Genomic DNA, 22,775 nt, shown 5'->3' with positions numbered 1-22,775 from the left:
TCCGATGCTGAGCGTCGGCGTCGACAGCACGAAACTCGCGGACTCGCGCGGCGAGCGCGGAGAGCACCTCCTCGCTCGCTCCGCGGAGCTCGGGCTCGACGGGGTCTTCTTCCGGTCGATCCTCGAGCTGAGTCCCACCCTCGACCGCGGTGAGCTGGATGCCGCCATGGCCGCTGCCCGTGACCTCGGACAGCGGGTCGAGGCGGGGGCCGGCAAAGTGAATCCCTACGCGACGCCGGAGGCCCCGAGCATCCGCGCGCTCGGCGGCGGCGACTACCTGCACGCCATGCGGATGATGATCGAAGCGGCGGCATCCGTCGGCATCACCGAACTTTGGTCGGCGACCGCGAACTACCAGTTCCGCCTCGACGGTCTCTACGCGTGCGACCGGTTCCGCACCGACGTCACGTGGGACGAGCAGCTCGCCGCCACCGAGACGTTCCTCCGCAGGCTGGCGCCGATCCTGCGGGATGCCGGCGTGCACCTCAACCTGGAGACGCACGAGGAGATCACCACGTTCGAGCTGGTGCGGCTCGTCGAGGCCGTCGGGCCGGACGTCGTCGGGATCACGTTCGACTCCGCGAACGTCCTGGTGCGGTGCGAGGACCCGGTCTCCGCAGTGCAGCGGGCGGCCCCGTACATCCGCTCCAGCCACATCCGGGATGCCGCGATGCTGTTCCGGCCCGACGGGATCGCCCGCATCCTGCAGCCGGTCGGTGACGGCGTCATCGACTGGGACGCCTTTCTCACCCCCCTGCTCGGACACGACCTGATGCTCTCGATCGAGGGCATCGTGGAGAGCACCCGCGGCCGGATGACGCTGCAGACCTTCGACGAGCGGTGGCAGCGGGGGCATCCCGACCTCACCCTGGCGGAGGCCTTCGAGGTGGTCCGGCTCACCGCGGACTACGAGCGCCGCGCGGCCGCCGGTGCGGTGCCGGGCTGGGACGACCTGAACTCCCCGGTCGGGGAACAGGAGTCGCTCGACTTCATCCTGCGCAGCGCCGCCCGCCTGCGCGAGCTGATCGACCGGCTCACCGGCGAACGAACGAACCACAACGCACAAGAAAGGGCAGGTGCATTCGCATGAGCGACACCCTGACAACCACCATCGAGGGCTACCCGACGCTGAGCCTCGACGAACGCGATCGCCGGTGGGCGGCCATCCGCGACCTGTTGGCGGCCGAAGGCCTCGACGGCGTCGTCGTGTTCGGCTCCGGCCGTGACATGGCCGACTACTACCTCACGAACGAGGGCAAGGGCGCTCTCGTCCTCCTGACGCGCACCGAAGACCCGCGCCTGTTCCTCGGCGACGTCCCGCTGGGCCGCTACGACGCACAGGGTGGCCGCTGGGAACGCTGGGTCGAGGACTGGGTGCACGGCGACCCGATCGCGAACCTGGTCGCGACGATCCGCGAGCGGTCGCTCGACCACGCGCGACTCGGCATCGTCGGCCTCACCGGCCGGTTCGTCGGCGAGGGCTCGGGCACGATCTCGTACACGACCTGGACCCGGGTGCTGCGGAGCCTCCCCGGCGTGGAGTGGGTGGACGTCGCCGCGGCCTACGAGTCGATCGCGATCATCAAGAGCCCCGAAGAACAGGTGCTGCTGCGCAAGGCCGCCTCACTCGGTGAGGATGCCTGCCGCGCGTTCGTCGAGACCGCCCGTCGCGGGGGCAACGAGCACGAGGTTTCGGCGGCCGCGTTCCAGGCGATCATCGCCGGCGGCGGGTGGGTCCGCGCGCCGTACCTGCTGGAGCGTGCGGGGGCGAGCATGTTCGCGTGGGGCGTGCCGGAGTGGTTCGAAATGGGCGGTGCTCCGCACATCCTCACGAAGGGTGACACGATCGCCGCTGAGATCTTCGCGTTCTACGGCGGCCAGGAGTCCCAGCAGCAGATCGACGTGTCGATCGGCGAGCCCAGCGCCCTGCTGCGCGAGCTGGAGCAGGTGTGCGTCGACTCGTACCAGGCCGGTCTCGCGGCGCTGCGGCCGGGCATGCGGTTCTCCGAGCTCGCCGCGATCATGGAGGAGCCGCTGCACCGCTCGCGCACGTGGAACACCGGCCCCATGGTGCAGACCGTCTCTCCGATCTACAACAGCGCGACCCGCCTCAACCCGTCGGTCGACCCGGCCCTCGGACACCTCGATCGGCTGCCGATCGGCGTCGGCCTGGACGGCGACTTCGTCATCGAAGAGGGTCACGCGTTCGCGTTCGAGCCGAATGCCCTGCGGGACGGCCAGCGCGTATGCGTCGGGGGGACGGTGCTGCTCGGGGCGAACGGCGTGGAAGAGCTGAACACGATCCCCAACCGCCTCGTCGTGGTCTGATCCGCTCGACTCGACTCAGGATGCCCCGGCCACGGCCGGGGCATCCTGCTGTCAGCCCAGGCCGGCGGCGCTCGGCACGACCACCGCGTAGACGTCGCCGATCGTCGCCAGGGCGCTGCGATGCAGATCGGCGGCCGAGACGTCGCCGGCGGCCGACGGCAGCGACCGGGTGGCGCAGGCATCCGCCACCACGGTCGGGGCGTTGCCGCGCAGGAACGCCCCCTCGGAGGTGTAGTTGACGCACATGTGCGTCATGAATCCCGCGATGACGACGGACTCGTTGCCGGCCGCGTCGACGAGGTCGCCGAGGTTCGTCCCGACGAACGAGTTGGGCGCGTGCTTGACCACGACCTCCTCGCCCGCGATCGGCGCGACGCGCGCGTGGATCGCGCCGATGTCGGCGGAGATGTCGTAGACCGTGCCCGGCCCGTCGTCGTGCTGCACGTGGATGACGGTGGCCCCGACCGCGCGCGCCCGGCTCAGCAGCTCGGCGGCACGGTCGAGCGCGGCATCCCACCCGTCCAGCTCCATCACGCCGCGCGTGTAGGTGTTCTGGTAGTCGATGAGGATCACCGTCGAGTCGGCGAGCACCGCGGGGGTCGCGGGGAGCTCGGAGACGGAGCGCAGGGTCTGGCTGGGCATGGATTCCTTCTTTCCGGAGGCTGTCCTCCCATCCTGGATGACCCGATATGCTCTGAACATCCTGATTCGGGTCACTCCGACGTCGGATCGGCCCGTTCGCCGCAACCCCCATCCGGAAGGCCTTCCGTGCTCCCCCGCGTCGCCGTGATCGCCTTCGATCGCATCAGCCCGTTCCATCTGGCCGTGCCCTCGCTCGTCTGGGGCGAGGAACTCGCCGACGAGCTGCCCGGGGGCTGGCCCGTCATGATCGCCGCCGAGCATCCCGGGCGCCTCACCACCAACGCCGGCTACGCCATCGACGTCGCCAACGGGCTGGATGCCGCCGCCGACGCCGACATCGTCGTTGTGCCGTGGTGGGACGATCCCGACGAACCGGCGTCGGGGGCGGTGGTGGACGCACTGCAGACCGCCCACGCCCGCGGCGCCACCGTCGTCGGCCTGTGCCTGGGGGCGTTCGTCCTGGCCGATGCGGGGCTGCTCGACGGACGCCGGGCGACGACGCACTGGCAGTGGGCGGACGCCTTCCGCCGCCGGTTCCCGGCCGTCCGGCTGCAACCGGAGGCGCTCTACGTCGACGAGGGCGCGATCGTCACCGGCGCCGGATCGACCGCCGGAGTCGACACGTGCCTGCACCTGCTCGCCCGCCACGCCGGTCAGGCCACCGCCAACCGGGTCGCGCGTCGGATCGTCGCCGCCCCGCACCGCGCCGGCGGCCAGGCGCAGTTCATCGAGGCGCCCCTGCCGGATGCCCCGCGCGATGCGCTCTCGGACGTCCTGTCGTGGGCGGCGGAGCACCTGGACGAGCGCGTCACGATCGACGAACTGGCATCCCGCGCGCATCTCAGTCGCTCCACGTTCACCCGCGCGTTCCGGGCGCGCACCGGCACCACCGTGCACGAGTGGCTCACCGCCGGGCGCCTGGCCCGCGCGCGCCACCTGCTCGAGACGACGACGCTCGGAGTGGATGCCGTGGCCGCCCGCGCCGGATTCGGCTCGGCGGCCCGGCTGCGCGAGGTCTTCGCACGCGAACTCGGCACGGCACCGACGAGGTACCGTGCCGAGTTCGGGACTGCCGCGGTCAGGCCTGCTTGGGCTTGACCTGCTCCAGCAGGAGGTAGGCGAGAAGGCCCACGACGAGGCCGGTGACGGCATCCGACCACGCCGGTGCGAACAGGTGCACGCACAGCGCCGCGGCCGCGCCGATCCCCCAGGCGATGAACGCGGTCGGGCGGAAGCGCTGCTCTCGTCGTCCGGGCAGGCGACGGGCGAGCACGATCTGGTCGCCGATGAGCACGGCGCCCAGCGGCGGCACGATGACGCCGAGGAACACCAGCCAGTTCACGAACAGGCTCCACACGCCCAGCACCGCGAGCACGACGCCGATGATTCCGAGCACGAGGGTCAGCACGCGCATCTTGCCGCGCACCAGGTGCGACCAGCCGAGGGCGCCGTTGTACAGGCAGTGGGTGCAGACCGAGCCGAGATTCACCACGACGAAGACGACGACGAGGATGTCCAGCAGCGGGTTGCCGGGCCCGGTGAGGATCGGCGTGAAGTCACCGCCCGCGACCGTGGCGTTCGCGATGGCGCCGGCCGCGACGAGGATGCCGCCGGACAGCTGCGCGATGAGGCTCGCGATCGGGAACGCGGTCGCAGTCGCGATGACGGCCTGCTTGCCGTTCTTGGACCACCGGGTGAAGTCCGCCGTCATCGTGCCGGAGTCGGCGAAGGTCGCCATGATCGCGGTCACCGCGACGCCGAACGTCATGCCGCCGGCACCGGTGAAGTGCGTGATCTGACTGAAGTCGACGGTCTTGGAGGCGATCACCATGGCGATGACCGCCGCGATGATGAACAGCGGCGCGGCAATCGCGCCGATCACCGAGAGCGCCCTGATGCCGAGGTAGGTGACGGCGATGAAGAGGACGCCGGCCAGTGCGGCGACCAGCATCTGGTTCCAGCCGAAGGCGTGCTCGAGGCTCGAGCCGGTTGCGCCGGTGTTGAACGCGAACCAGCCGACGACGACGGTCGCGAGGAATCCGGACGCGATCGCGTAGCCGACGGTGCCGAAGGTCTCCGTCGCCTGCAGGGCGAAGCTCTTGCCGGTCTGCCCGGCGCGGTAGCTCAGCAGGCTCACGTACACGAACATGATCAGGTTCGCGACGAGGATCGCGGCCAGTCCCTGCCAGAAGCCCAGCATGGCGACCACGAGGCCGCCGGGCACGGCATTGGTCAGGATCATCGGGAATCCGAACCAGACCGCCGAGACGGTCAGCAGCGACTTGCGGTGGGACTGCGGGACGGGCGTGTGCTCGAACTCGGACTCGAGTCCGGCTGAGACCTCGACCTCGGTGTCGGTTGCCGCCATGGGTGTGTTCTCCTCGGGGGGTCCGGGCGGTGGCGGCTGGGTCGGCTGCGATCGCCTACGTGGAACGCGGATGGAATGCCATTCTAGGCTCCGGTATACCAAAGCGCCAGCCGTGGCGCCAATCGGCACAGGTGAGGTCAGTCCGAGCACGCCGATTCAGCACGATCTGCGCGGAATCCTGCTGAATCACGCGAATCGTGCTGAGTGGGCGCTCAGATGCCGGCGAGCTGGGGGTCGTCGTCGCGCCAGGTCGGGTCGTCGAGGTAGCGGATGTTGCCCATGTGGGCGAGGATCAGCTGGCTGGCCTGGCCCACGTCGCGCTGCGCGATCGCGTTGTACAGCGCCTCGTGCTCGGCGGCCACCTGCGGGGTGTCGTCGTGCTGCACCAGCAGCCAGCGGATGCGGCTGCGAAGCAGCCCGTCGATCTCGAACAGCAGATCGTTGCCCGCGATCGAGGTGACGACCTCGTGGAAGTCGGCCGCATACCGCCGGGCAGCCGCGGCGTCACCCCGTCGGGATGCCTCGATCTCCTCGTCGAGCACAGCGCGCAGCCGCTGCAGACCTTCGCGGCTGCGCCGGTTGGCGGCGAGGCGGAAAGTGAGGACTTCCAGGGCCGAGCGCACTTCGTTGAGGTCGGCGACGTCGGCCGGCGTGAACTCGCGCACGATCGCCCACGAGCGCGGCCGGGGCGTGACGAGCCCCTCCGCGGTGAGCACCTTCAGCGCATCCCGCACGGGAATGCGACTCACCCCCAGGTCAGCGGCCAGTTCGCGTTCGACCAGCCGACTGCCGGGCTCGCGAACGCCGTCGAGGATCTCGTCGCGCAGGATGTGCGTGACGCGATCCACTTCGGATTCGAATGCCGCGACCTCTGTCATGGGGATATTGTGACATTCCTCGCAGGGATCGCGGTATACCATTTGACGGACGAAGGAGGATCCATGCCTCGATTGCGCATGCTCGCCGCCGGAGCCGCCGTCGCCGCGACCGCGTTTCTGGCTGCCTGCACCGTTTCGGTATCCCCGCGGTCCGCGGCATCCTCGTCCGCACCGACCGCCGCCCTGCTGCGCGCGGCCGCCGCCGGCGACCCGGTCGCGGTCCAGCAGGCCATCGACGCCGGCGCCGACATCGACGCGCGCGGCCGCCACGGGCGCACGGCGCTGCTGACGGCGACCCACGCCGCCGACGTCGACACCGCCCGGGTGCTCATCGCGGCCGGGGCCGACGTGAACCTGCAGGACGACATCCTGGACTCCCCGTACCTCTACGCCGGAGCCGAAGGACTGGACGACATCCTCCGCCTCACCCTCGACCACGGAGCGGACGTGCGAAGCACCAACCGCTACGGAGGAACAGCACTCATCCCGGCGAGCGAGCGCGCGCACCTGTCGACGATGCGGATGCTGCTGGATGCCGGGGTCCCCGTCGACCACGTCAACCGCCTGCACTGGACCGCCCTGCTGGAGGCCATCGTGCTCGGCGACGGCGGACCCGACCACGTCGCCGCGGTGCGGATGCTGCTCGCCGCCGGCGCGGACCCGGGCATCCGCGACGGCGAGGGCAGGCTCCCCCGCGAGCTCGCCGCCGCCCGCGGATTCACCGACATCGTCGCGGCGATCGACGCGGCCTGACGCCGCCGTCCTCCCCCGCTCCACCGACAACAACGGTGCGAGACCCCGACAAATCTTGTCGGGCGAAGCTTTCGGCCCGAACCTCGGGAGAGTCCGGCGACGCGATTCAGCCGCCGGGCGTGAGCCGGTAGACGAGCCCGGCGAGGTCGTCCGTCACGTAGACCGAGCCGTCCGGGCCGGGGACGGCATCCACCGAGCGCCCCCAGCGCGAACCGTCGGCATCCTGGAATCCGGTGACCAGGGGCGTGCTCGCACCGAGTGCCGCACGAGCAGCATCCCACGCGCTGTAGACGACGGACGGTGCGCGCGGCGGCTGGCGGTCCCACGACCCGTGCAGGGCGATGAGGGCGCCGTCGCCGAGCGTCTGTTGCAGGGAGGTGTCGCGTGTGAAGGCCAGCCCCAGGGGCGCGCTGTGCGCGGGGAGCCCGACCATCGTGGGCGGCAGCCGCGAGCAGTCGAGGGCCTTCCCGCCCGGGTTGAACTCTGGATCGTCGACGTATGGGACCTCGGTGACGCCGTGCCGGGTGTCGGGCACGCAGTACGGCCAGCCGAGGTCGATGCCGGATGTCAGACGCGACACCTGATCCACCGGGTTCTCGTTCACGTACTCCCGAACCACCTGACCGAACCGGTCGCCGGGGAACGGAAACGGCTGCTCGTCGGCCTGGTTCACAGCTGTGAACAGCGTGCCGTCGGGAGCGATCGCGAGTCCGAAGCCGTTGCGCACTCCGCTGGCGACGATGCGGTTGCCGTGCCCGTCGAGACCGACCCGCCACACCGTCGCGCGCTGCGGAGAGACACCGCGGTCGGAGGGCACCCGGTTGCCGGAGGAGCCGATGCTGTAGAAGACCGCGTCACCGTGCGCGGCAACGCCCTTGGCGCCGTGGCCGGCATCCGGCAGTCCCGCGACGAGGACGCGGTGATTCGAGACCCGGCCGTCGGAGTAGTCCCAGGCCGTGATGCGGGTGCCCTCCCCGACGATCAGCACCGTCCGCCCGCCCTGCACCGTGAAGGCGAGACCTTGGGGATCCTGCAGACCGCGCAGCAGGATCGCAGCCCCCGGCGCGCGCGTTCCGGATGCCGGGGTGAGCAGGACGACATCGCCGCGTCCGCCGGTGGAGACCGCGAGGCGCCCGTCGGGGCTCCACGCGGCCACGCGCGCGCCCGGCACGTTCGCCCACACGGCCCCGGTCCAGCCGCGCGGAAGGCTCAGGGACCGCCCCGCCGCCGCGCCCGGATCGGTGCCCGCCGCGACCGAGAGCCGGACCGGAGACAGTGTTCCCGGAGCGCCGGCGGCCGGGGCCGGCGGTGTCGGTGTCGGTGTCGCGGCCGACGGTGTCCGTGCGGCGGGCCCGGTGCACGCGGTCACCCCGACGAGCACGGCTGCTGCCACGGCGAGCGCCGCCGCCCGTCGTCCCCACCGCCCGATGGTCCTCACACCCACGACCGTACGCGTCCCGTGCCCGACGTGGTCCTCCCCCTCCGACGGCTCCACCGACAAGAATGGCGCCGAGCCGCAACCATTCTTGTCGGTTGAAGCGCACCCGCCCATGCTCCACCGACAACAACGGCCTCGAGGGACGACCATTGTTGTCGGTGGAGCAGCGGGGGCCCGCCGGCCGCCGGGCCGGCGGGCCCGGGGGTCAGACCGAGCGCTGGTACGAGCGCAGGGAGCGCACCGCCCAGACGAAGGCGAGGGCGGCCAGCAACGCGAGTCCGCCGACCTGCCACCACACGGCATCCGGATAGGTGCCGGTGAGGCCGCCGCGCCCGACCTCGACCGCCCAGGTCATCGGGTTCCAGCGCGAGACGTTCTGCACCCACGCCGGCATGAGGGATGCCGGCATCATCGTGGTCGACAGGAACGTGGCCGGCAGCACGATCAGCTGCGACAGGCTGATCAGCGCGATCTGATTGCGCGAGATGAGGGCCACCGCCGTGGAGCAGCAGCAGAAGATCGTCGCGAGCACCGTCGCGACGCCGAGGGCGGCCAGCATCCCGCCGACACCGCCCGGATACCGGGCTCCGGCGAGCCACCCGATACCGAGCACGACCAGCGACTGCGCGAGGTTGATGATGAGCTGCTGCCCGAGCTGGCCGGTGATGATCGCGGTGCGACGGATCGGCGACGTCAGGTACTGGTCCATGACGCCGGAGTTGATGTCGTCGATGTAGCCGGTGCCCGCCCAGGCGCCGGAGTACAGCACGGTCATCATCAGGATGCCGGGCACCAGGTAGTCGATGTAGCCATTGGTCCCTGAGCCTGTCGAAGGGCCGAACTGCGGGAGCAGACCGAGAGAGCGGAACACGTTGCCGAACAGCACGATCCAGATGACCGGCTGGATGAGCGACATGATCGGGCCCCACGCCTGCCGCAGCGAGACGATGAGCCAGCGCCGCAGCACCTGGCCGGCCTGGGTGAACCAGCCCGCGCGGGCCGGCGTGTGAACGGTGGCACGAGCGACTGTCAAGGTACTCATGCTGCGACTCCTTCGGTGTCGGTGTGTCCGTAGGTGTGGCCGACGAAGTGCAGGTACACGTCGTCGAGGGTGGGGTGGGACGCGGCGACCTGCCCGTAGCGGATGCCGGCGGCATCCAGCGCGGCGATGACCGAGCCCACGGCGGCGGACGCATCGTCGGTGCGGGCGGCGAGCACGCCGTCGACGCCGGATGCCTCCACCACGACGTCGCGCAGCGCCGGCACCGTCGCGACCGCGGCGCGCACCTGCGCAGGGTCGGGTTCGACGAGCGAGACCCGCAGCGAGTCGCCGTGCAGGGCCGCCTTGAGCTCGCCCGGGGTACCGTGCACGACCGCCTGCCCCTTGTTCACGATGAGGAGGTGGTCGGCCAGGCGGTCGGCCTCTTCCATGTAGTGAGTCGTGAGGATGACGGTGAGCTCGTCCTCGGCGGCGAGGCGCCGGATCTCGTCCCACATGGCTGCGCGCGCCTCGGGGTCGAGGCCGGTGGTCGGCTCGTCGAGGAACAGCACCCGCGGCCGGTGCACGAGGGCGGCGGCGACGTCGAGGCGACGCCGCATGCCGCCCGAGTAGGTGTTGACCGGCCGGCCGGATGCCTCGGCGAGCCCGAACTCGTCGAGCAGCTGCCGGGCGCGCACCCGCGCCTGGGACGACGGGACGCCGCGCATCCGCCCGGCGATCTCGAGGTTCTCCACCGCCGTGAGGAACGGGTCGGTGCTCGCTCCCTGCGAGACGTAGCCGATCGACTGGCGGACGGCATCCGGCTCGCGCTGCACGTCGTGGCCGGCGACGCGCGCCCGGCCGGAGGTCGGCCGCGACAGCGTCGTGAGGATCTTGGTGGTGGTGGACTTGCCGGCGCCGTTCGGGCCGAGGAGGCCGTAGACGCGGCCGGCGGGCACGGTGAAGCCGAGTCCGTCCAGGGCGCGGACGGCGGGGCGGCGGCCGCGGCCGGGATAGACCTTGACGAGGTCTTCGGCGACGATCGCATCGATGTTTTCGGGCATGACGAGCATCCCTTCCGGTTGAGGGTTTCTTTGTTTTCTCGGTCGTTGAGCGAGGAAGCGCGAAGCGCTCCCGTCAGCTGCGTTTCGTCTCGCTGCGCTCGCGGGGCGACCGGGGTCTGCGGGTGGGGTCAGCGGTCGGAGTCGCTGCGGCCGAACATCATGCGGGCCAGCACGAGCATCATCACCGCGAAGCCGCCGACGAACGCGACGGGCGCCCACCACCAGCCGACGGTGAACACGAGGATCGCGATGACGACGAACGTGACCACCCAGATCACGGCCGTGTAGATCCCGAAGCGCGCGGCGACCTCCGGATGCTCCTCGAAGCGGTTCGGCGGCATGTTCTCGTGCATGCGGCGGGTCCACGCCTTATGGCGGTTCGTCTGGGTGGCGCCGAGCCAGGAGAAGGCGGCGATGGATGCCACCAGCAGGAGCGCCGCGACCACGACGAGCCAGATGAGGGCGAGGTTCGCCGCGAACGCGGCGCCGAAGACGACCCCGGTGAGCACGCCGAACGTCGCGGCGCCGAAGCCGATCGCACGGCCCGGTGGGAGAGGGTGGTTGGTCGTGGTCTCCTGCAGCAGGGCGTCGCCGGTGACGAAGCCGAGTGCGCCGCTGAAGACGACGCCCAGCGCCAGCGCTCCCGCCAGGCCCGCGGTGATCACGCCCAGCAGGGCGAGGACGAAGAGCACGGCGGCCGCGGCGGCGACGATGCTGAGGACGACGGTGCGCACGACGAACGCGGGCTTCGGGCGCACCCGCCGGCCGGCGATGGCCGCGAAGTCGTAACCGCCGCGGCGCGACCCGCCGGTCGCCTCGGCCGAGTCACGCGAGCCGGACCCGCCGAGGAGCTCCCGCACGTCGCCGAGCTCGGCGATCGCGCGTGCCGCGGCATCCGCGGGTGCGACGCCGGATGCCTCCAGCTCGTCGACGCGAGCGACCAGGTTCGCGCGGATCTCCTCTTTCAGATCTTGCGCGTCGGGAGTCATCTCGACGCCGGCGAATGCCTCGTCGAGCAGGCGGTGGATGTCGGTGTTCATGTCAGCTCTCCTTCACGTCGAGCAGGGAGTCGATGATGCGGCGGGTGGCGACCCAGGCCGCGACGTTGTTCTTGTAGACCGCACGACCGGCGTCGGTGATGCGGTAGTACTTGCGCCGGCCGCCCTGTGTCTCGTCGCCCCAGTAGGACTCGACCAGGCCGTCCTTCTCGAGCCGGCGGTAGGTGGCGTAGAGCGTGGCCTCTTTGATCTCGTGATCGCCGCCGGTGGCATCCCGGATGGTCTTGTAGATCTCGAAGCCGTACCGATCGCCGCGGCGCAGCACGCCGAGCACGATCGTGTCGGTATGCCCCCGCAGCAGGTCGGCCGCGAACGCGTCGTCTTTGCTCATGTCAGGTACTGTATCACATCAAGTACTTGGTGAGCGAGAGATTTATGCGTCGTCAGCATCACGGGCGCAGGTTGCTTGTTTTCCATACTGGAAAGTGACACTCTTTCCGTTATGGAAAGTGACTTCGCTGAGGACGACGGCTTGCATGCGATCGCCCAAGCCCGGACAGCGATCTTGAGGCGCACCCGGACGCCCCGTTGGTACTTCGTGCTCCTCGGCGCAACCATGGCCGTCCTCGTGCTGGCCATCGGCCTGGGCACGGGGACATGGTGGTACCTGCCCGTGATGTTCGCCGTCATCGTCGCCGAGGGCGTCCTGATCGGCGCCCACCGGCGGGCGACCGGGACTACCGTGCCGGCGTCCGCGTGGCCCGCGTGGATGTGGGCGTGGTCCATGTCCCTCGTGGCAGTACCCGTGCTCGTGGCAGGCATCCTGCACTTCACAGGCACGGCCGATTGGATTGTCGTCGTCGTCGCCGCCCTGGGCGGGGTCGCCACCGGGTTCGGGTCCGCGGCGGTCACCCTCCGCTGGGAAGCATCGAGACTCGAACCGTGACGGAGGCTCGGTTCGACGAGATCGTCCACGCTCCGCAGCGTCTGCGCATCCTCGCAATGCTCGACGCGATCTCGGGACGGGTGGAGTTCGCGGCGCTGAGGGATGCGCTCGGCGTTGCCGACTCGGTCGTGAGCAAGCACCTCAAGGTCCTCGCCGACGCCGGATACGTGTCGGTCACGAAGGCCGCGGCCCTGGGACGGCAGCGCACCTGGGTCACCCTCACCCCGACCGGCGAAGATGCGTACGCGGCTCACGTCGCCGCTCTCCGCGACATCACGGCCGGACACCCGCGGGTGGATGGTCCGGTCTAGAGAACCGGCGTGGCGAAGCGGGACGCCGTCCAGCTGAAGAGCACCGGGATCAGCGGCGAACCGGGTTTCACCAACCCGACGTGGTCCTCCCCCGCGAAGGTGCGATAGTCGACATGCTCGCCCGCCGAGCGCACGCGGGCGATGTACGACTTCTGCACCGCCGGGAGCACGATCGGGTCCGTGTCGCCCTGTGCGATCAGGAGCGGCACCGTGATCGTGGCGGGCGGGACGTTCTCTTCGAGACGGCGTCCGAGCGGACCGATCGTCGGGCTCTCGCCGAAGATGTCCGGGTCGCGCGTCAGCGAGAGCGCGTCGAGCACCGACACGTAGAGGCCTGCGCCGGTCAGGCAGCGTTCCGACATCGCCCGCACGACGGGCTCGGCTCCCGGCCGGATGTACTCGCTCCACGTGACGTCCGAGTAGGTGGCCGAGTAGGCCGCGGCGACGAACGACGCGAACACGCTGCCACCGATGAACTGGTTGAGGCTCCCGGTGAGCCCCGGGAGGTTCGCCGCGGGCGCGAGCGCCGCCACCCCCTCGATCTTCAGCTCCGGTGCGTACTTCTTGGCGAGCGCCCCCGTCCAGAGCGCCGCGGCGCCGCCCTGCGAATGCCCCCAGACGACCGATTCATCGCCCAGGCGCGCCGCATGCAGGGTCTTCGCCGCCCGGAGCGCGTCGAGGGTGGCGTACGCCGAGTCCTTGCCCACGAGATACGGATGCGGACCGACGGTGCCGAGGCCGATGTAGTCGGTCGCCACCAGAGCCCAGCCTCGTTCGATGATCTGCGGCAGCACGAACAGGGCGCCGACGTCGAACGGGTGCGGCAGCAGCGACGGGGCGCAGATCTGCGCATATCCTGTGGTGCCGTGGTCCCAGTTGATCACCGGCCAGTCGCCCGGGCCGACCCTGGGCACCACCACGATCGCGCTGGCGACGGCGGATGCCCCGTCGCCGCGGCGAGTCGTGTAGAGGATGCGCCACCCGACCGCGTCGGCGGGGACGTCGCGGGTGAAGGGAGCGGCTCGGATCAGCTTCCCGGGCTCGTGCGGCACCTCGCGCGGGGCGGCGTAGAACTGGTCGACGACGGGCGTCTCGCTGCGCACCGCGAGGCTGACGGCCGCGGCGAGCACGACGACCAGGACGGTGCACAATGCGCCGAGGATGCGCAGCGGGCCCCGCGGCGCCCGCAACCGCCGGGGGCGAGGGACGACCGTCCCGCCGCGCACCGCCCGCCACAGCTCGGTCGCGCCCGACATTATGAGCCGTGCACCGAAGACGACGGCGGCGATGATGAGCGTGATGTCCGGCCACAGCAGGGCCAGCAGTCCGAACGCGATCGTGGCGATGCCGAAGGCGGCGTCGGCGATGCGGTGGTCGAGGCTCTGCGTGCGCCGGTAGGAGCCGATCAGCTGCCGGGCCCCGGTGGCCATCAGCGCGACGGCGACGACCACCGCGAGGAGGCGCACGGTCAGGCCGAGGAACAGCAGGATGAACAGGCCCGCGGTGATCCAGAGCCCGCCGTCGAGGGCACGGCTGCGACGCCACCAGGCGCCCTCGGGCGGGCGCTCCTCATCGACCGCGAGGACGAGCACTCCCTGCACCAGGAAGCCTGCGCCGACGACGATCGCCATGATCGCGAGCGACATCGTCGGACGGCTGATCAGGTAGATGCCGAGCAGGATCGCCACCAGCGCGAGTCCGGCGCGCGCCCAGCGCGGAAGATGCCGGAATCGGTGGGCCGCCGACCCCCATCGCCGACGGACGGCGGCGACGGACATCTCGGGCATGCTCTCAAGCCAAGCAGATCCTTCCATCCCCAGATGACGGCAACGTTCAGACTCGCCGGACGACGACCGTTCCCAGGAACGGACAGACGGCATCCGGCGGAACGATCAGCGCGGGAGCGGGACCTCGATGAGCACGGGGCCTGCCGCCGGAGCCACCAGCGCCTGGTCGAGGGCGGCCCTCGTCTCGACGCGCTGATACGACCAGCCGTAGGCGGCGGCGAGGTGCTCGAGGTTCGCCGACTGGGGCGTGTACTGCACACGCGCCATGGCGGCGTCGCCCGCGACCCGCGCGACTTCGAGGTCGTCGAAGATCGTGCCGCCGTGGTCGTTGCCGACGATCACCTGGATACGCGGTGCCCGCTCCGCGTCCGGCAGCAGCAGGGCTCCGACGTCGTGCAGCATCGTCAGGTCGCCCAGCAGAACCCGGGTCGTGCCCACGTCGGCACGGTCCGAGGATGCGGCATCCTGACTCGCGACGGCCACGCCGATCGCGGTGGCGATCGTGCCGTCGATGCCGGCGAGCCCGCGGTTCGCGTGCACCGGCACCTTCTTGCCGCCGAGCACCGCGTCGGCGACGCGCACCAACCGCGACGAGCCGAACACCAGCCGGTCGTGCGGCCAGGTCGCCCGCCAGACGGCATCCACCAGCAGGGAACGGTCAAGCGGCGCACGGATCGCGGCGAGCTCGGCCGAGATCGCCCCGAGCCGGACGCCCGGTTCGGCCGACGACAGACCGTCGGCGTCGGGCGCGACCGGGGCCAGATCGACGGAGGCCGCGCGCGACGCGCGCATCCACTCCCCCAGCCACTCACGGTCGGAGGTGTCCACCGGCACGGCGACCGCGTCGACGGGGACGGTCGCGCCGTTGAGGTTCAGGGGCTCTCCGGGCCCCCGCATCGCGAAGACCTCGACATCGGTGCGTGACAGCAGCGCGGTGACCTCGCGGCTGAGGGTGGGATGCCCGAACACGACGACCCGCTCGATGCGGCCCCCGAGCTGCGGGTCTCGCAGCAGCGCGCGGTAGCCGGACACCAGCTCCCGGCCGAAGCGGGCGCCGCTGACGATCTCGGCGACGAGGGGCCAGCCCGCCCGGTGCGCGAGATCCTCGGCTCCGGGTCCGGCATCCGCCCCGGCGACGACGACGGTGCGCGGGCCGGGTTCGAGCAGGTGGGGCGCCTCCTCGGCGGCCTCGGGCACGTCGGACTCGCCGATCCCGCCCCCGCCCTGGTACAGAGCACCGGACAGCTCGTCGGCCTGGTCATCCTCGCCGCGAGGCACCATGTCGTCGTCGAATCCGCGCTCGATCGACGCCGACAGGGTGGTGTCTCGCAAATCGGATGGCGTCTCGCGAGAACCGGCTGCCTCGAACCAAGCCGGCAGCGGTCCGGCGAGGGGCTCGCGATACGGCAGGTTCAGGTGCACCGGACCCGCGGCGCGGGTGCCGACGCCGAGGGCGGCATCCACCGCCTCGTCGGCGAGGGTGCGCAGCATCCGGCTCTGCTCGCCGTCCGCGCCGTCGCAGACCTCGTCGGGCACGGGCACATCGGCCTCGCACCGCGTGAACATCGCGAACAGGCCAGGCTGGGTGGTGGTCTGGTTCGCGCCAACGCCGCGCAGCTCCGGCGGCCGGTCGGCGGTCAGCAGCAGCAGCGGCACGCCGGAGTGGTGCGCCTCGGCGACCGCCGGCAGCAGGTTGGCGACCGCGGTTCCCGACGTGCACACGACGACCGCGGGCATCCGGGTCTCGCGTCCGATGCCGAGAGCGGTGAACCCGGCGACCCGCTCGTCGATGCGCACGTGCAGCCGGATGTCGCCGCGTCGCTCGAGCTCGGCGGCGACGAGGGCGAGCGCCTGCGAGCGCGAGCCGGGGCTCAGCACGACATGCCGGATGCCGCGCTCCACCAGCCGCGTCAGCAGGGCTGCTGCGGCATCGGTCGCCGGGGATCTGAGCGGGTCAGTGGCTGCCACGCCCGGTCCGACCATCTGGGGGCGTGTCATCGTCGCCGTCGGCGTCGTTGTCGAGACGGGCGAGCTCCTCTTCGAGCTGCCGGATGCGGTCGTCCTGGGCGGACCGGGTGTGCAGCGAGCGGAGGAAGGCGGGGTCGTCGTCGGGGGCGCGCACGGCGGCGCGGGCGGGGATGCGACCGAGCAGGAACCAGAGGATGCCGCCGATCACCGGGAACACGATGACGATGAGCATCCACACGGCCTTCGGCACGGCACGGTGGCGGATCCGCGGTTGGACGGCGCAGTCGACCACGCTGTACACCCAGAATCCGGTGGCCAGCAGAGCCAAGATGATCAGCAGCCTCGCCACGCCTCCATCCTAGTTCCGCGCGGCCGATCCGTCGCCGTTCGCGGCGGTCTGACAGCGGGCTCCTCGTAGACTTGAGGGATGCGTGCACGCTCGGTTGTGGTCTATACGGTGCTTCGGCTGCTGGCTTTCCTGGTGCCGTTCGGCATCCTGATGCTGCTGCCGTTCTTCCGCCAGACCTGGTGGCTCATCGCGCTCGCGGCCGTGTTCGCGGCGCTCATCGGCCTGAGCCTGTCGATCCTCTTCCTCTCGAAGCCCCGCGACGCCGTCTCGGAGGGCTTCGCGACCCGCAAAGAGAACCGCGCCCAGGCCGCTCCGAAGCACACCGCCGCGCAGGACGACGCCGACATCGAGGATGCCGCGAACGCCGCCGCCCGCGGCGAGACCGAGGACTGACCCCCGCGAGACCGGGCGCGTCGCGAGAGGCGCGGAGGAGTGCCGCAACGAGCGGAGGAGATTTGACCACCGGAGGACGAACTTCTCCGACGGCATCCTCCCCTCACGTCATCTCCTCCCCACGCGATGCCAACATCGAGGATGTCGCGGCCTACAGGATGACGGAGCGGGCGAGACGGAAGAGGGACAGTCCCTCACGACGGGAATGCACCGCTGCGAGCGGAGGTGAAGCGACCAGCGGAGCATTTCCGCCGTGGCGTCCTCCCTCCGCGTCATCTCCTCCCCGCGCGACGCAGAGATGATGCCGGGGCCGAGCGACCTCAGCCGACGAAGGCCCAGGCCAGCAGCGCGCCGTAGGCCAGGGACGTGAAGGATGTCACGCTCAGCGCGACGATCAGCTCGCGCGGTGCGCGGTAGAGCCAGACGATCACGATCGCCGGGATGGCGCCGAGCAGCGTCACCATCGTGAGCCACGCGATCGGGTAGAAGAAGGCCAGCCACGCCGCGATGACGTAGGCGACGAGGACGAACACGGTGAACGCGATCTGCGAACCGCGCTTGCCGATCAGCACCGACAGGGTGCGCTTGCCGGCGGTGCGGTCCTGGTCGATGTCGCGCAGGTTGTTCGCCGTCAGCACCGCGCAGGCGAGCAGGCCCGCGGCGACACCGCCGAACCAGGACTCCTGCGGTGCGGCGAGCACCTGCATCCACGTCGTGCCGACCGTGGCGACCAGGCCGAAGAACACGAACACGAACACTTCGCCGAGCCCGTAGTACCCGTAGGGCTTCTTGCCGCCGGTGTAGAACCAGGCGGCCACGATGCAGGCGGCGCCGACGACCAGCATCCACCACTGCGCGGTGACGATCACGAGCGCGAGGCCCGCGAGGCCGGCCAGCGCGAAGAACGACAGCGCGACGACCAGCACGGTGCGCGGCTTCGCCTTGCCGCCGCCGGTGAGGCGCGCGGGGCCCACCCGAACGTCGTCGGTGCCGCGGATGCCGTCGCTGTAGTCGTTCGCAAAGTTGACGCCGATCTGCAGGAACACCGCGACGGCGAGGCAGGCGAGGGCGCGCAGCCAGTGCGTCGCCGGATCGATCACGTGCGCGGCTCCGGTGCCGATGAGCACCGGGGTCACCGCGAGCGGCAGAGTGCGCAGCCGGGCCGCCGAGATCCAATCGCCCGCCGTCGCCGGGGTCGCAGCCGGACGGCGCCGGGCCTTCTTGCTGCCGGGATGCGCGTGCGTGCGGGACTTTCGCGAGGATGCTGCCACGAACGCCAATTCTAGGCGGCGCCGCCCCGCCCTCCCGGTGCATGCCGCACCGGCATCCGGGAACGCGAGACGCCCCGCACGATGGCGGGGCGTCTGCGTTTGCTGGAACTGCGATTCAGGGATTGTTACCTCTGCTGACCCTTGCGGGTGGCCCAGGTGTTGACGGCCATGACGAGGAGCCCGGCGACGAAGATGATCGTGCCGAAGCAGAGCACCTGCGGAGGCAGGCCGACCTTCGCCGCACCCCACACGAACAGCGGGAACGTCACCGCGGGGCCGGCGACGAAGCTCGTGATGACGTAGTCGTCGATCGACATGGCCAGGGCCAGCGCGGCCGCGGCGACCATCGCCGGCACCAGCAGCGGAAGCGTGATCTTGCGGAACGCCACCCAGGGTGTCGCTCCGAGGTCGCCGGCGGCCTGCTCCAGCTGCGTTCCCGAGCCCGACAGGCGGGCACGGACGACGACCACCACGTACGCGAGGCAGAACGTCACGTGCACGAGCAGCACCGTCCAGAACCCGAGCGAGATGTTCATCGACAGGAAGAAAGACAGGGACGCCGCGCCGACCACGATCGACGGCGCCGCGATGTCGGCGAAGATCGTGCCGGAGGTCGCCGACTTGCCGAAGAACTTGTACCGTTCCAGGGCCATCGCCATGGGCACGCCGAGCAGCAGCGAGATCACCGCCGACAGCAGCGCGATCACCAGCGACAGCACGAAGGCCTCGGGTAGACCCTGCACCTGGGTGAGGTTCTCGTACCAGTAGGTCGTGAACCCGTGCCAGTGGAACGTGATCCGGCTCGTCGGGGTGTTGTTGAAGCTGTAGACGATCATCGTGATGATCGGCAGCAGGGTGATCAGCAGCACCACCCAGAAGAAGATCGGCAGGAACGGGCCCTTACGGCGCGAGGGCTGCTTGTTCACGGGAACACTCGCCCGCTTCGCGCGGACCTCCGTGCTGGTGGCGCTCATACGAGGTCCTCGATGTTCTCGGTGCCCGCGATCCGGGCGTAGGCGAACAGGATCACACCCAGCACGACCATCAGCACGGTCGACAGCGCCGCCGCGACGTTGTACTGCTGGTTGGTCAGGTAGGCATCCTGGATCGCCTGACCGATCGTGTAGGTGTTGGTGCCGCCGAGCAGGCCGGGCGTCACCGGGTCGCCCGCCGAGTCGATGAACACGAGCAGGATGCCGGCGAAGATGCCCGACCGGGTCAAGGGCAGCACCGTGTGGAAGAACGTCGCCGACTTCTTGCCGTAGAGGTCGGCCGACGCCTCGATGAGACGCGGGTCGATCCGCTCCAGGGCGACGTAGATCGGCAGCACCATGAACGCGAGGTCGTTGTACGCCATGCCGCCGATCACCGCGGCATCCGTCCCGAGGATGTGGAAGCTCTTGCTCACCAGATGAAGGCTCCGCAGCACCGTCAGCACCGGGCCCTGGTCGGAGAGCAGGAACGCCCACATGTCGGTGCGGATGACGAACGACACCAGGAAGCTCAGCATCACCAGGAGCAGCAGCGCGTTCTTGAACTGCGGTCGAACCCGGAAGGCGATGAAGTACGCCATCGGGTAGCCGACCAGGATCGTCACGATCGTCGCGGCCGCGCCGTAGAAGATCGCCCGGCCGAGGAACAGCCAGTAGTTGGTCGTGGCGTTCGGTCCGAACAGCTGGCCGTAGATCTCCCAGTTCCAGGTGAACGTGTAGCCGTCCTGCGGGTTGCCGGTCATGAGGGACACGGCGAGTCCCGAGATCAGCGGGATCACGAACAGCACGAGCAGCCACGCGGCGCCGGCGAGGATGAGCAGGTACGGGGCCGGGTTGCGCCGGATGCGGTTCTTCAGACCCGGTCGGGGGGCGGGCGCGCCGGTCGCTGCCGGGGCGGTGGGGGCGAGTGTTGTCATCCTTGGATCACCGGGTTGAAGATCGAGTTCCATTCCTCGTATTCGTCGTAGCTCTTGAACACGCGGAAGTTGTGGGTCTGCTTGTCGACGGCGGCATCGGGGAACACCAGCGGGCTGCCCGCCACGGCGGGATCTTCGAGCTCGTTCAGGATGTACTCCTGCGCGGCGGGGACCGGGCACACGTAGTTGACCCAGTCCTCGACCATGCCCGCGATCTCAGGCGTGTAGTAGTAGTTCATCCAGCTGAGCGCCGACAGCGGGTTCTGCGCCTGCATCGGGATCATCATGTTGTCGTGCCAGAGCATCTGGCCCTCGGCGGGGATGACGAACTCGAGGTCCTTCGAGCCGTTCGCCTGTGCCTGGAAGACGTCTCCCGACCAGGCCTGGGTCACCCAGGTGTCGCCGTTCTGCACCTTGTCGATGTAGCTCTGGTCGTAGTAGCCGGTGACATTCGGGCGCACCTTCTTGAGCCACTCGGCGGCTTTGCGCCAGTCGTCGGGCGTCGACGTGGTCGGTTCGACGCCGATCGCCAGCAGACCGGCCGACCCCAGTTCGGTGTTGTCGTTCATCATGCCGACGTGGCCCTTGAACGCGGGATCGAGCAGGTCCTGGAAGCTCGTGACCTTCTTGGGGGCGAGCTTCTTGTTGTAGGCGAGGCCGGTGAAACCCGACTGCCAGGTGACCGAGTGCTTGTTGCCCGGGTCGTACGGCGGGTTCTTCACGTTGTCGGCGGCGTACTTCGCGAAGTTCGGCAGCTTCGAGTGATCCAGCTCCATCACGAAGCCGTTGCCGATCATCTGGGTGAGCTCCCAGCCGTTGGTCATCACGACGATGTCGTACCCGATGTCCTGGTGGGCGCGCAGCTGCGGCGCGACCGTCGCGTAGAACGGGGAGTTGCCCTGGATGACGGGTTGATAGTCGACCTTGATGCCGCTCGACTTGGTGAACATCTCGAGCGACGGGTACTTGCCCTTGTCCTCGTCGATGTACAGCGGCCAGTTCGCGAATTTCAGGTGCGTCGTCGGTTTCTGCTGCGCCCAGAACGCGGGCCAGTCTGTCTGCGCCTGCACGGCCGCGGCTTCTTTCGTGCCGGGGATGGAGCAGCCGGCGAGGCCGGTGGCCATCGCCACGCCGCCCGCCCCCAGGAACGCGCCGCGCAGAAGATCGCGCCGCGACAGGCGGGCCTGGGTGGCGCCGCGCAGCCGGGCCGGGTCGAACTCGGTCATGCGGCGACCGTCCGAGCCGTCTCGGTCACGGGTGCCGCCTCACCGGACGATTCGGCGACCGACGGCAGGATGAACCCGTGCCCGGCGCTCCACGTCACCGTCACGCGTTCACCCGGCTGAGCGCGGTGCTCGTCGGCGAGGTTCTGGGCGAATGCCTTCAGCACACCGCCCCAGGAGGTCTCGATCTCGTAGTCGGTGCTCGCGCCGAGGTACGTCGCGGTGCGTACGACCCCGCGGATGCTGTTCACGCCGCCGTCGACGTTGTCGCCGCGGGTGACGACGAGCTTCTCGGGTCGCAGACCGACGCGGGCATCCGACGCTGTGATCGCGTGGTAGTCGTCGTCCGTCGCCACCAGCACCGGGGAGCCGTCGGGCAGGTGCAGGACGCCGGCGGCGTCGTACTGCACCGGAAGGATGTTGCAGGAGCCGAGGAACTCCGCGACGAACTGGGTCACCGGACGGTCGTACACACGCTGCGGGGCGCCGATGTCCTCGATCCGCCCGCCGTTCATCACCGCGAGCCGGTCGGCCATCGACATGGCCTCGTTCTGGTCGTGCGTCACGTACAGGAAGGTGATCCCGACCTCCTGCTGGATCTTCTTCAGCTCGATCTGCATCGATTTGCGGATCTTCGCGTCGAGGGCACCCATCGGCTCGTCCAGGAGCAGCACCTTGGGCTCGTTGACGAGGGCCCGCGCCAGCGCCACGCGCTGCTGCTGCCCACCGGACAGCTGGTGGGGACGGCGCTTGGCGAAGCCCGCGAGGCCGACCAGGTCCAGCATCCGCTCGCTGCGTCGGGTGATGTCCGCGGAGGCCACGCCCTTGCGCCGGAGACCGAAGGCGACGTTGTCGGCGACGGTCATGTGCGGGAAGAGCGCGTACGACTGGAACACCGTGTTCACGTCGCGCTTGTAGGGCGGCAGCATCGTGACGTCCTGGCCGCCCAGCAGGATCCGGCCCTCGGTCGGCAGCTCGAAGCCGCCCACCATGCGCAGGGTCGTCGTCTTGCCGCAGCCCGACGGGCCCAGCAGAGCGAAGAACTCCCCCTGCCCCAGGTCCAGGTCGATGTCGTCGACCGCACGTGTCTCGGCGAAGGCCTTCGTCACGTGCCGCAGGGTGACGGCGGGCGGGGCGGTATCGAGGGGTTCTGTCACGTCGAGTCTCCAG

23 protein-coding genes are annotated in these 22,775 nt (G+C 70.1%); 7 read left to right on the top strand and 16 right to left on the bottom strand.

Translation table 11 applies throughout. The features are described 5' to 3' along the window. Positions 1–4: 4 nt before the first annotated feature. Together LK09_RS09185 and LK09_RS09180 are read left to right on the top strand one after the other, a co-directional pair. Positions 5–1,090 carry a sugar phosphate isomerase/epimerase family protein gene (locus LK09_RS09185; protein ID WP_082008164.1) on the top strand — a complete coding sequence of 362 codons (1,086 nt, stop codon included), beginning with the start codon at positions 5–7 and terminating at the stop codon, positions 1,088–1,090. Further along, positions 1,087–2,328: a M24 family metallopeptidase gene (locus tag LK09_RS09180; protein ID WP_039398543.1), complete on the top strand. Its 1,242-nt coding sequence runs from the start codon at positions 1,087–1,089 to the stop codon at positions 2,326–2,328. Before LK09_RS09185 ends, LK09_RS09180 begins: the two co-directional genes overlap by 4 nt. Positions 2,329–2,379: 51 nt before the next feature. Here LK09_RS09180 and LK09_RS09175 read toward each other — a convergent pair whose 3' ends face one another. Then, entirely contained in the window at positions 2,380–2,970 is a 591-nt protein-coding gene (locus LK09_RS09175) for a cysteine hydrolase family protein (protein WP_039398541.1), read from the bottom strand. A gap of 126 nt (positions 2,971–3,096) precedes the next feature. Here LK09_RS09175 and LK09_RS09170 point away from each other — a divergent pair, with 126 nt between their 5' ends. After that, positions 3,097–4,068: a GlxA family transcriptional regulator gene (locus LK09_RS09170; protein ID WP_039398539.1), complete on the top strand. Its 972-nt coding sequence runs from the start codon at positions 3,097–3,099 to the stop codon at positions 4,066–4,068. Here the strand turns inward: LK09_RS09170 and LK09_RS09165 are convergent. Together LK09_RS09165 and LK09_RS09160 are read right to left on the bottom strand one after the other, a co-directional pair. Continuing rightward, entirely contained in the window at positions 4,049–5,338 is a 1,290-nt protein-coding gene (locus tag LK09_RS09165) for a cytosine permease (RefSeq protein ID WP_039398537.1), read from the bottom strand. The two genes, LK09_RS09170 and LK09_RS09165, sit on opposite strands and share 20 nt — an antisense overlap. Before the next feature lie 212 nt (positions 5,339–5,550). Then, positions 5,551–6,216, bottom strand: coding sequence for a GntR family transcriptional regulator (locus LK09_RS09160; protein ID WP_052226608.1), 666 nt, complete (start codon positions 6,214–6,216; stop codon positions 5,551–5,553). A gap of 63 nt (positions 6,217–6,279) precedes the next feature. Between LK09_RS09160 and LK09_RS09155 the strand changes: the two genes are divergently transcribed. Then, complete coding sequence (locus LK09_RS09155) at positions 6,280–6,969, top strand: ankyrin repeat domain-containing protein (protein WP_197061011.1); 690 nt, start codon at positions 6,280–6,282, stop codon at positions 6,967–6,969. Positions 6,970–7,075: 106 nt separating this feature from the next. Here LK09_RS09155 and LK09_RS09150 read toward each other — a convergent pair whose 3' ends face one another. The 5 genes from LK09_RS09150 to LK09_RS09130 all read right to left on the bottom strand — a co-directional run bounded on the left by LK09_RS09150 (position 7,076) and on the right by LK09_RS09130 (position 11,839). Continuing rightward, positions 7,076–8,407 carry a PQQ-dependent sugar dehydrogenase gene (locus LK09_RS09150; protein ID WP_052226607.1) on the bottom strand — a complete coding sequence of 444 codons (1,332 nt, stop codon included), beginning with the start codon at positions 8,405–8,407 and terminating at the stop codon, positions 7,076–7,078. Between the two features lie 205 nt (positions 8,408–8,612). Beyond that, entirely contained in the window at positions 8,613–9,449 is an 837-nt protein-coding gene (locus LK09_RS09145) for an ABC transporter permease (protein WP_039398531.1), read from the bottom strand. Continuing rightward, positions 9,446–10,450, bottom strand: coding sequence for a daunorubicin resistance protein DrrA family ABC transporter ATP-binding protein (locus tag LK09_RS09140; RefSeq protein ID WP_039398650.1), 1,005 nt, complete (start codon positions 10,448–10,450; stop codon positions 9,446–9,448). Before LK09_RS09140 ends, LK09_RS09145 begins: the two co-directional genes overlap by 4 nt. A 128-nt stretch (positions 10,451–10,578) precedes the next feature. After that, positions 10,579–11,490, bottom strand: coding sequence for a permease prefix domain 1-containing protein (locus LK09_RS09135; protein ID WP_039398529.1), 912 nt, complete (start codon positions 11,488–11,490; stop codon positions 10,579–10,581). 1 nt (position 11,491) lies between these two features. Continuing rightward, positions 11,492–11,839, bottom strand: a complete 348-nt coding sequence (locus LK09_RS09130; protein WP_039398527.1) for a PadR family transcriptional regulator — start codon at positions 11,837–11,839, stop codon at positions 11,492–11,494. A gap of 225 nt (positions 11,840–12,064) precedes the next feature. Here LK09_RS09130 and LK09_RS21965 point away from each other — a divergent pair, with 225 nt between their 5' ends. After that, positions 12,065–12,394 (top strand): hypothetical protein, encoded by a 330-nt coding sequence (locus LK09_RS21965; protein WP_231563003.1) that lies wholly within the window; start codon positions 12,065–12,067, stop codon positions 12,392–12,394. Continuing rightward, complete coding sequence (locus LK09_RS21960) at positions 12,391–12,705, top strand: transcriptional regulator (protein WP_039398523.1); 315 nt, start codon at positions 12,391–12,393, stop codon at positions 12,703–12,705. The genes LK09_RS21965 and LK09_RS21960 overlap by 4 nt, the downstream gene beginning before the upstream one ends. Here the strand turns inward: LK09_RS21960 and LK09_RS09115 are convergent. The 3 genes from LK09_RS09115 to LK09_RS09105 form a co-directional block, all read right to left on the bottom strand. Beyond that, positions 12,702–14,492: a lipase family protein gene (locus tag LK09_RS09115; RefSeq protein ID WP_039398521.1), complete on the bottom strand. Its 1,791-nt coding sequence runs from the start codon at positions 14,490–14,492 to the stop codon at positions 12,702–12,704. The two genes, LK09_RS21960 and LK09_RS09115, sit on opposite strands and share 4 nt — an antisense overlap. Before the next feature lie 105 nt (positions 14,493–14,597). After that, positions 14,598–16,475 (bottom strand): 2-succinyl-5-enolpyruvyl-6-hydroxy-3-cyclohexene-1-carboxylic-acid synthase, encoded by a 1,878-nt coding sequence (gene menD / locus LK09_RS09110; protein WP_052226606.1) that lies wholly within the window; start codon positions 16,473–16,475, stop codon positions 14,598–14,600. After that, positions 16,447–16,809, bottom strand: coding sequence for a PLD nuclease N-terminal domain-containing protein (locus LK09_RS09105; protein ID WP_039398519.1), 363 nt, complete (start codon positions 16,807–16,809; stop codon positions 16,447–16,449). Before LK09_RS09105 ends, menD begins: the two co-directional genes overlap by 29 nt. A gap of 78 nt (positions 16,810–16,887) precedes the next feature. On the opposite strand from LK09_RS09105, the gene LK09_RS09100 reads away from it, so the two are divergent. After that, entirely contained in the window at positions 16,888–17,202 is a 315-nt protein-coding gene (locus LK09_RS09100) for a DUF4229 domain-containing protein (RefSeq protein ID WP_039398517.1), read from the top strand. A gap of 320 nt (positions 17,203–17,522) precedes the next feature. Here LK09_RS09100 and LK09_RS09095 read toward each other — a convergent pair whose 3' ends face one another. From LK09_RS09095 to LK09_RS09075, 5 genes are all read right to left on the bottom strand, one after another. Next, on the bottom strand, positions 17,523–18,473 hold the full coding sequence (locus LK09_RS09095) for a 1,4-dihydroxy-2-naphthoate polyprenyltransferase (RefSeq protein ID WP_039398647.1): 951 nt from the start codon (positions 18,471–18,473) through the stop codon (positions 17,523–17,525). A 125-nt stretch (positions 18,474–18,598) separates the two neighbouring features. Further along, positions 18,599–19,447 (bottom strand): ABC transporter permease, encoded by an 849-nt coding sequence (locus LK09_RS09090; RefSeq protein ID WP_039398515.1) that lies wholly within the window; start codon positions 19,445–19,447, stop codon positions 18,599–18,601. Beyond that, a complete protein-coding gene (locus tag LK09_RS09085; protein ID WP_052226605.1) occupies positions 19,444–20,382 on the bottom strand; it encodes an ABC transporter permease in 939 nt (312 codons plus the stop codon). Before LK09_RS09085 ends, LK09_RS09090 begins: the two co-directional genes overlap by 4 nt. Then, positions 20,379–21,608: an ABC transporter substrate-binding protein gene (locus LK09_RS09080; RefSeq protein ID WP_039398513.1), complete on the bottom strand. Its 1,230-nt coding sequence runs from the start codon at positions 21,606–21,608 to the stop codon at positions 20,379–20,381. The genes LK09_RS09085 and LK09_RS09080 overlap by 4 nt, the downstream gene beginning before the upstream one ends. Further along, positions 21,605–22,762, bottom strand: coding sequence for an ABC transporter ATP-binding protein (locus LK09_RS09075; protein WP_039398510.1), 1,158 nt, complete (start codon positions 22,760–22,762; stop codon positions 21,605–21,607). The genes LK09_RS09080 and LK09_RS09075 overlap by 4 nt, the downstream gene beginning before the upstream one ends. Positions 22,763–22,775: the final 13 nt, after the last annotated feature.

The sequence above is a fragment of the Microbacterium mangrovi genome, assembly GCF_000802305.1.
GTDB classification, from domain to species: Bacteria; Actinomycetota; Actinomycetes; order Actinomycetales; family Microbacteriaceae; genus Microbacterium; species Microbacterium mangrovi.
Note: the sequence above shows the minus strand (reverse complement) of the source record. Positions and strands in the feature narration are given on the sequence as shown.

Bases quoted from the DNA above. Each gene is read 5' to 3' on its own strand.
- LK09_RS09080 (WP_039398513.1), bottom strand. From the start codon at position 21,608: ATGACCGAGTTCGACCCGGCCCGGCTGCGCGGCGCCACCCAGGCCCGC.
- LK09_RS09185 (WP_082008164.1), top strand. From the start codon at position 5: ATGCTGAGCGTCGGCGTCGACAGCACGAAACTCGCGGACTCGCGCGGC.
- LK09_RS09140 (WP_039398650.1), bottom strand. From the start codon at position 10,450: ATGCCCGAAAACATCGATGCGATCGTCGCCGAAGACCTCGTCAAGGTC.
- LK09_RS09130 (WP_039398527.1), bottom strand. From the start codon at position 11,839: ATGAGCAAAGACGACGCGTTCGCGGCCGACCTGCTGCGGGGGCATACC.
- LK09_RS09155 (WP_197061011.1), top strand. From the start codon at position 6,280: ATGCCTCGATTGCGCATGCTCGCCGCCGGAGCCGCCGTCGCCGCGACC.
- LK09_RS09090 (WP_039398515.1), bottom strand. From the start codon at position 19,447: ATGAGCGCCACCAGCACGGAGGTCCGCGCGAAGCGGGCGAGTGTTCCC.
- LK09_RS09175 (WP_039398541.1), bottom strand. From the start codon at position 2,970: ATGCCCAGCCAGACCCTGCGCTCCGTCTCCGAGCTCCCCGCGACCCCC.
- LK09_RS09160 (WP_052226608.1), bottom strand. From the start codon at position 6,216: ATGACAGAGGTCGCGGCATTCGAATCCGAAGTGGATCGCGTCACGCAC.
- LK09_RS09180 (WP_039398543.1), top strand. From the start codon at position 1,087: ATGAGCGACACCCTGACAACCACCATCGAGGGCTACCCGACGCTGAGC.
- menD (WP_052226606.1), bottom strand. From the start codon at position 16,475: ATGGTCGGACCGGGCGTGGCAGCCACTGACCCGCTCAGATCCCCGGCG.
- LK09_RS21965 (WP_231563003.1), top strand. From the start codon at position 12,065: ATGGCCGTCCTCGTGCTGGCCATCGGCCTGGGCACGGGGACATGGTGG.
- LK09_RS09145 (WP_039398531.1), bottom strand. From the start codon at position 9,449: ATGAGTACCTTGACAGTCGCTCGTGCCACCGTTCACACGCCGGCCCGC.
- LK09_RS09135 (WP_039398529.1), bottom strand. From the start codon at position 11,490: ATGAACACCGACATCCACCGCCTGCTCGACGAGGCATTCGCCGGCGTC.
- LK09_RS09085 (WP_052226605.1), bottom strand. From the start codon at position 20,382: ATGACAACACTCGCCCCCACCGCCCCGGCAGCGACCGGCGCGCCCGCC.
- LK09_RS09100 (WP_039398517.1), top strand. From the start codon at position 16,888: ATGCGTGCACGCTCGGTTGTGGTCTATACGGTGCTTCGGCTGCTGGCT.
- LK09_RS09165 (WP_039398537.1), bottom strand. From the start codon at position 5,338: ATGGCGGCAACCGACACCGAGGTCGAGGTCTCAGCCGGACTCGAGTCC.
- LK09_RS09115 (WP_039398521.1), bottom strand. From the start codon at position 14,492: ATGCCCGAGATGTCCGTCGCCGCCGTCCGTCGGCGATGGGGGTCGGCG.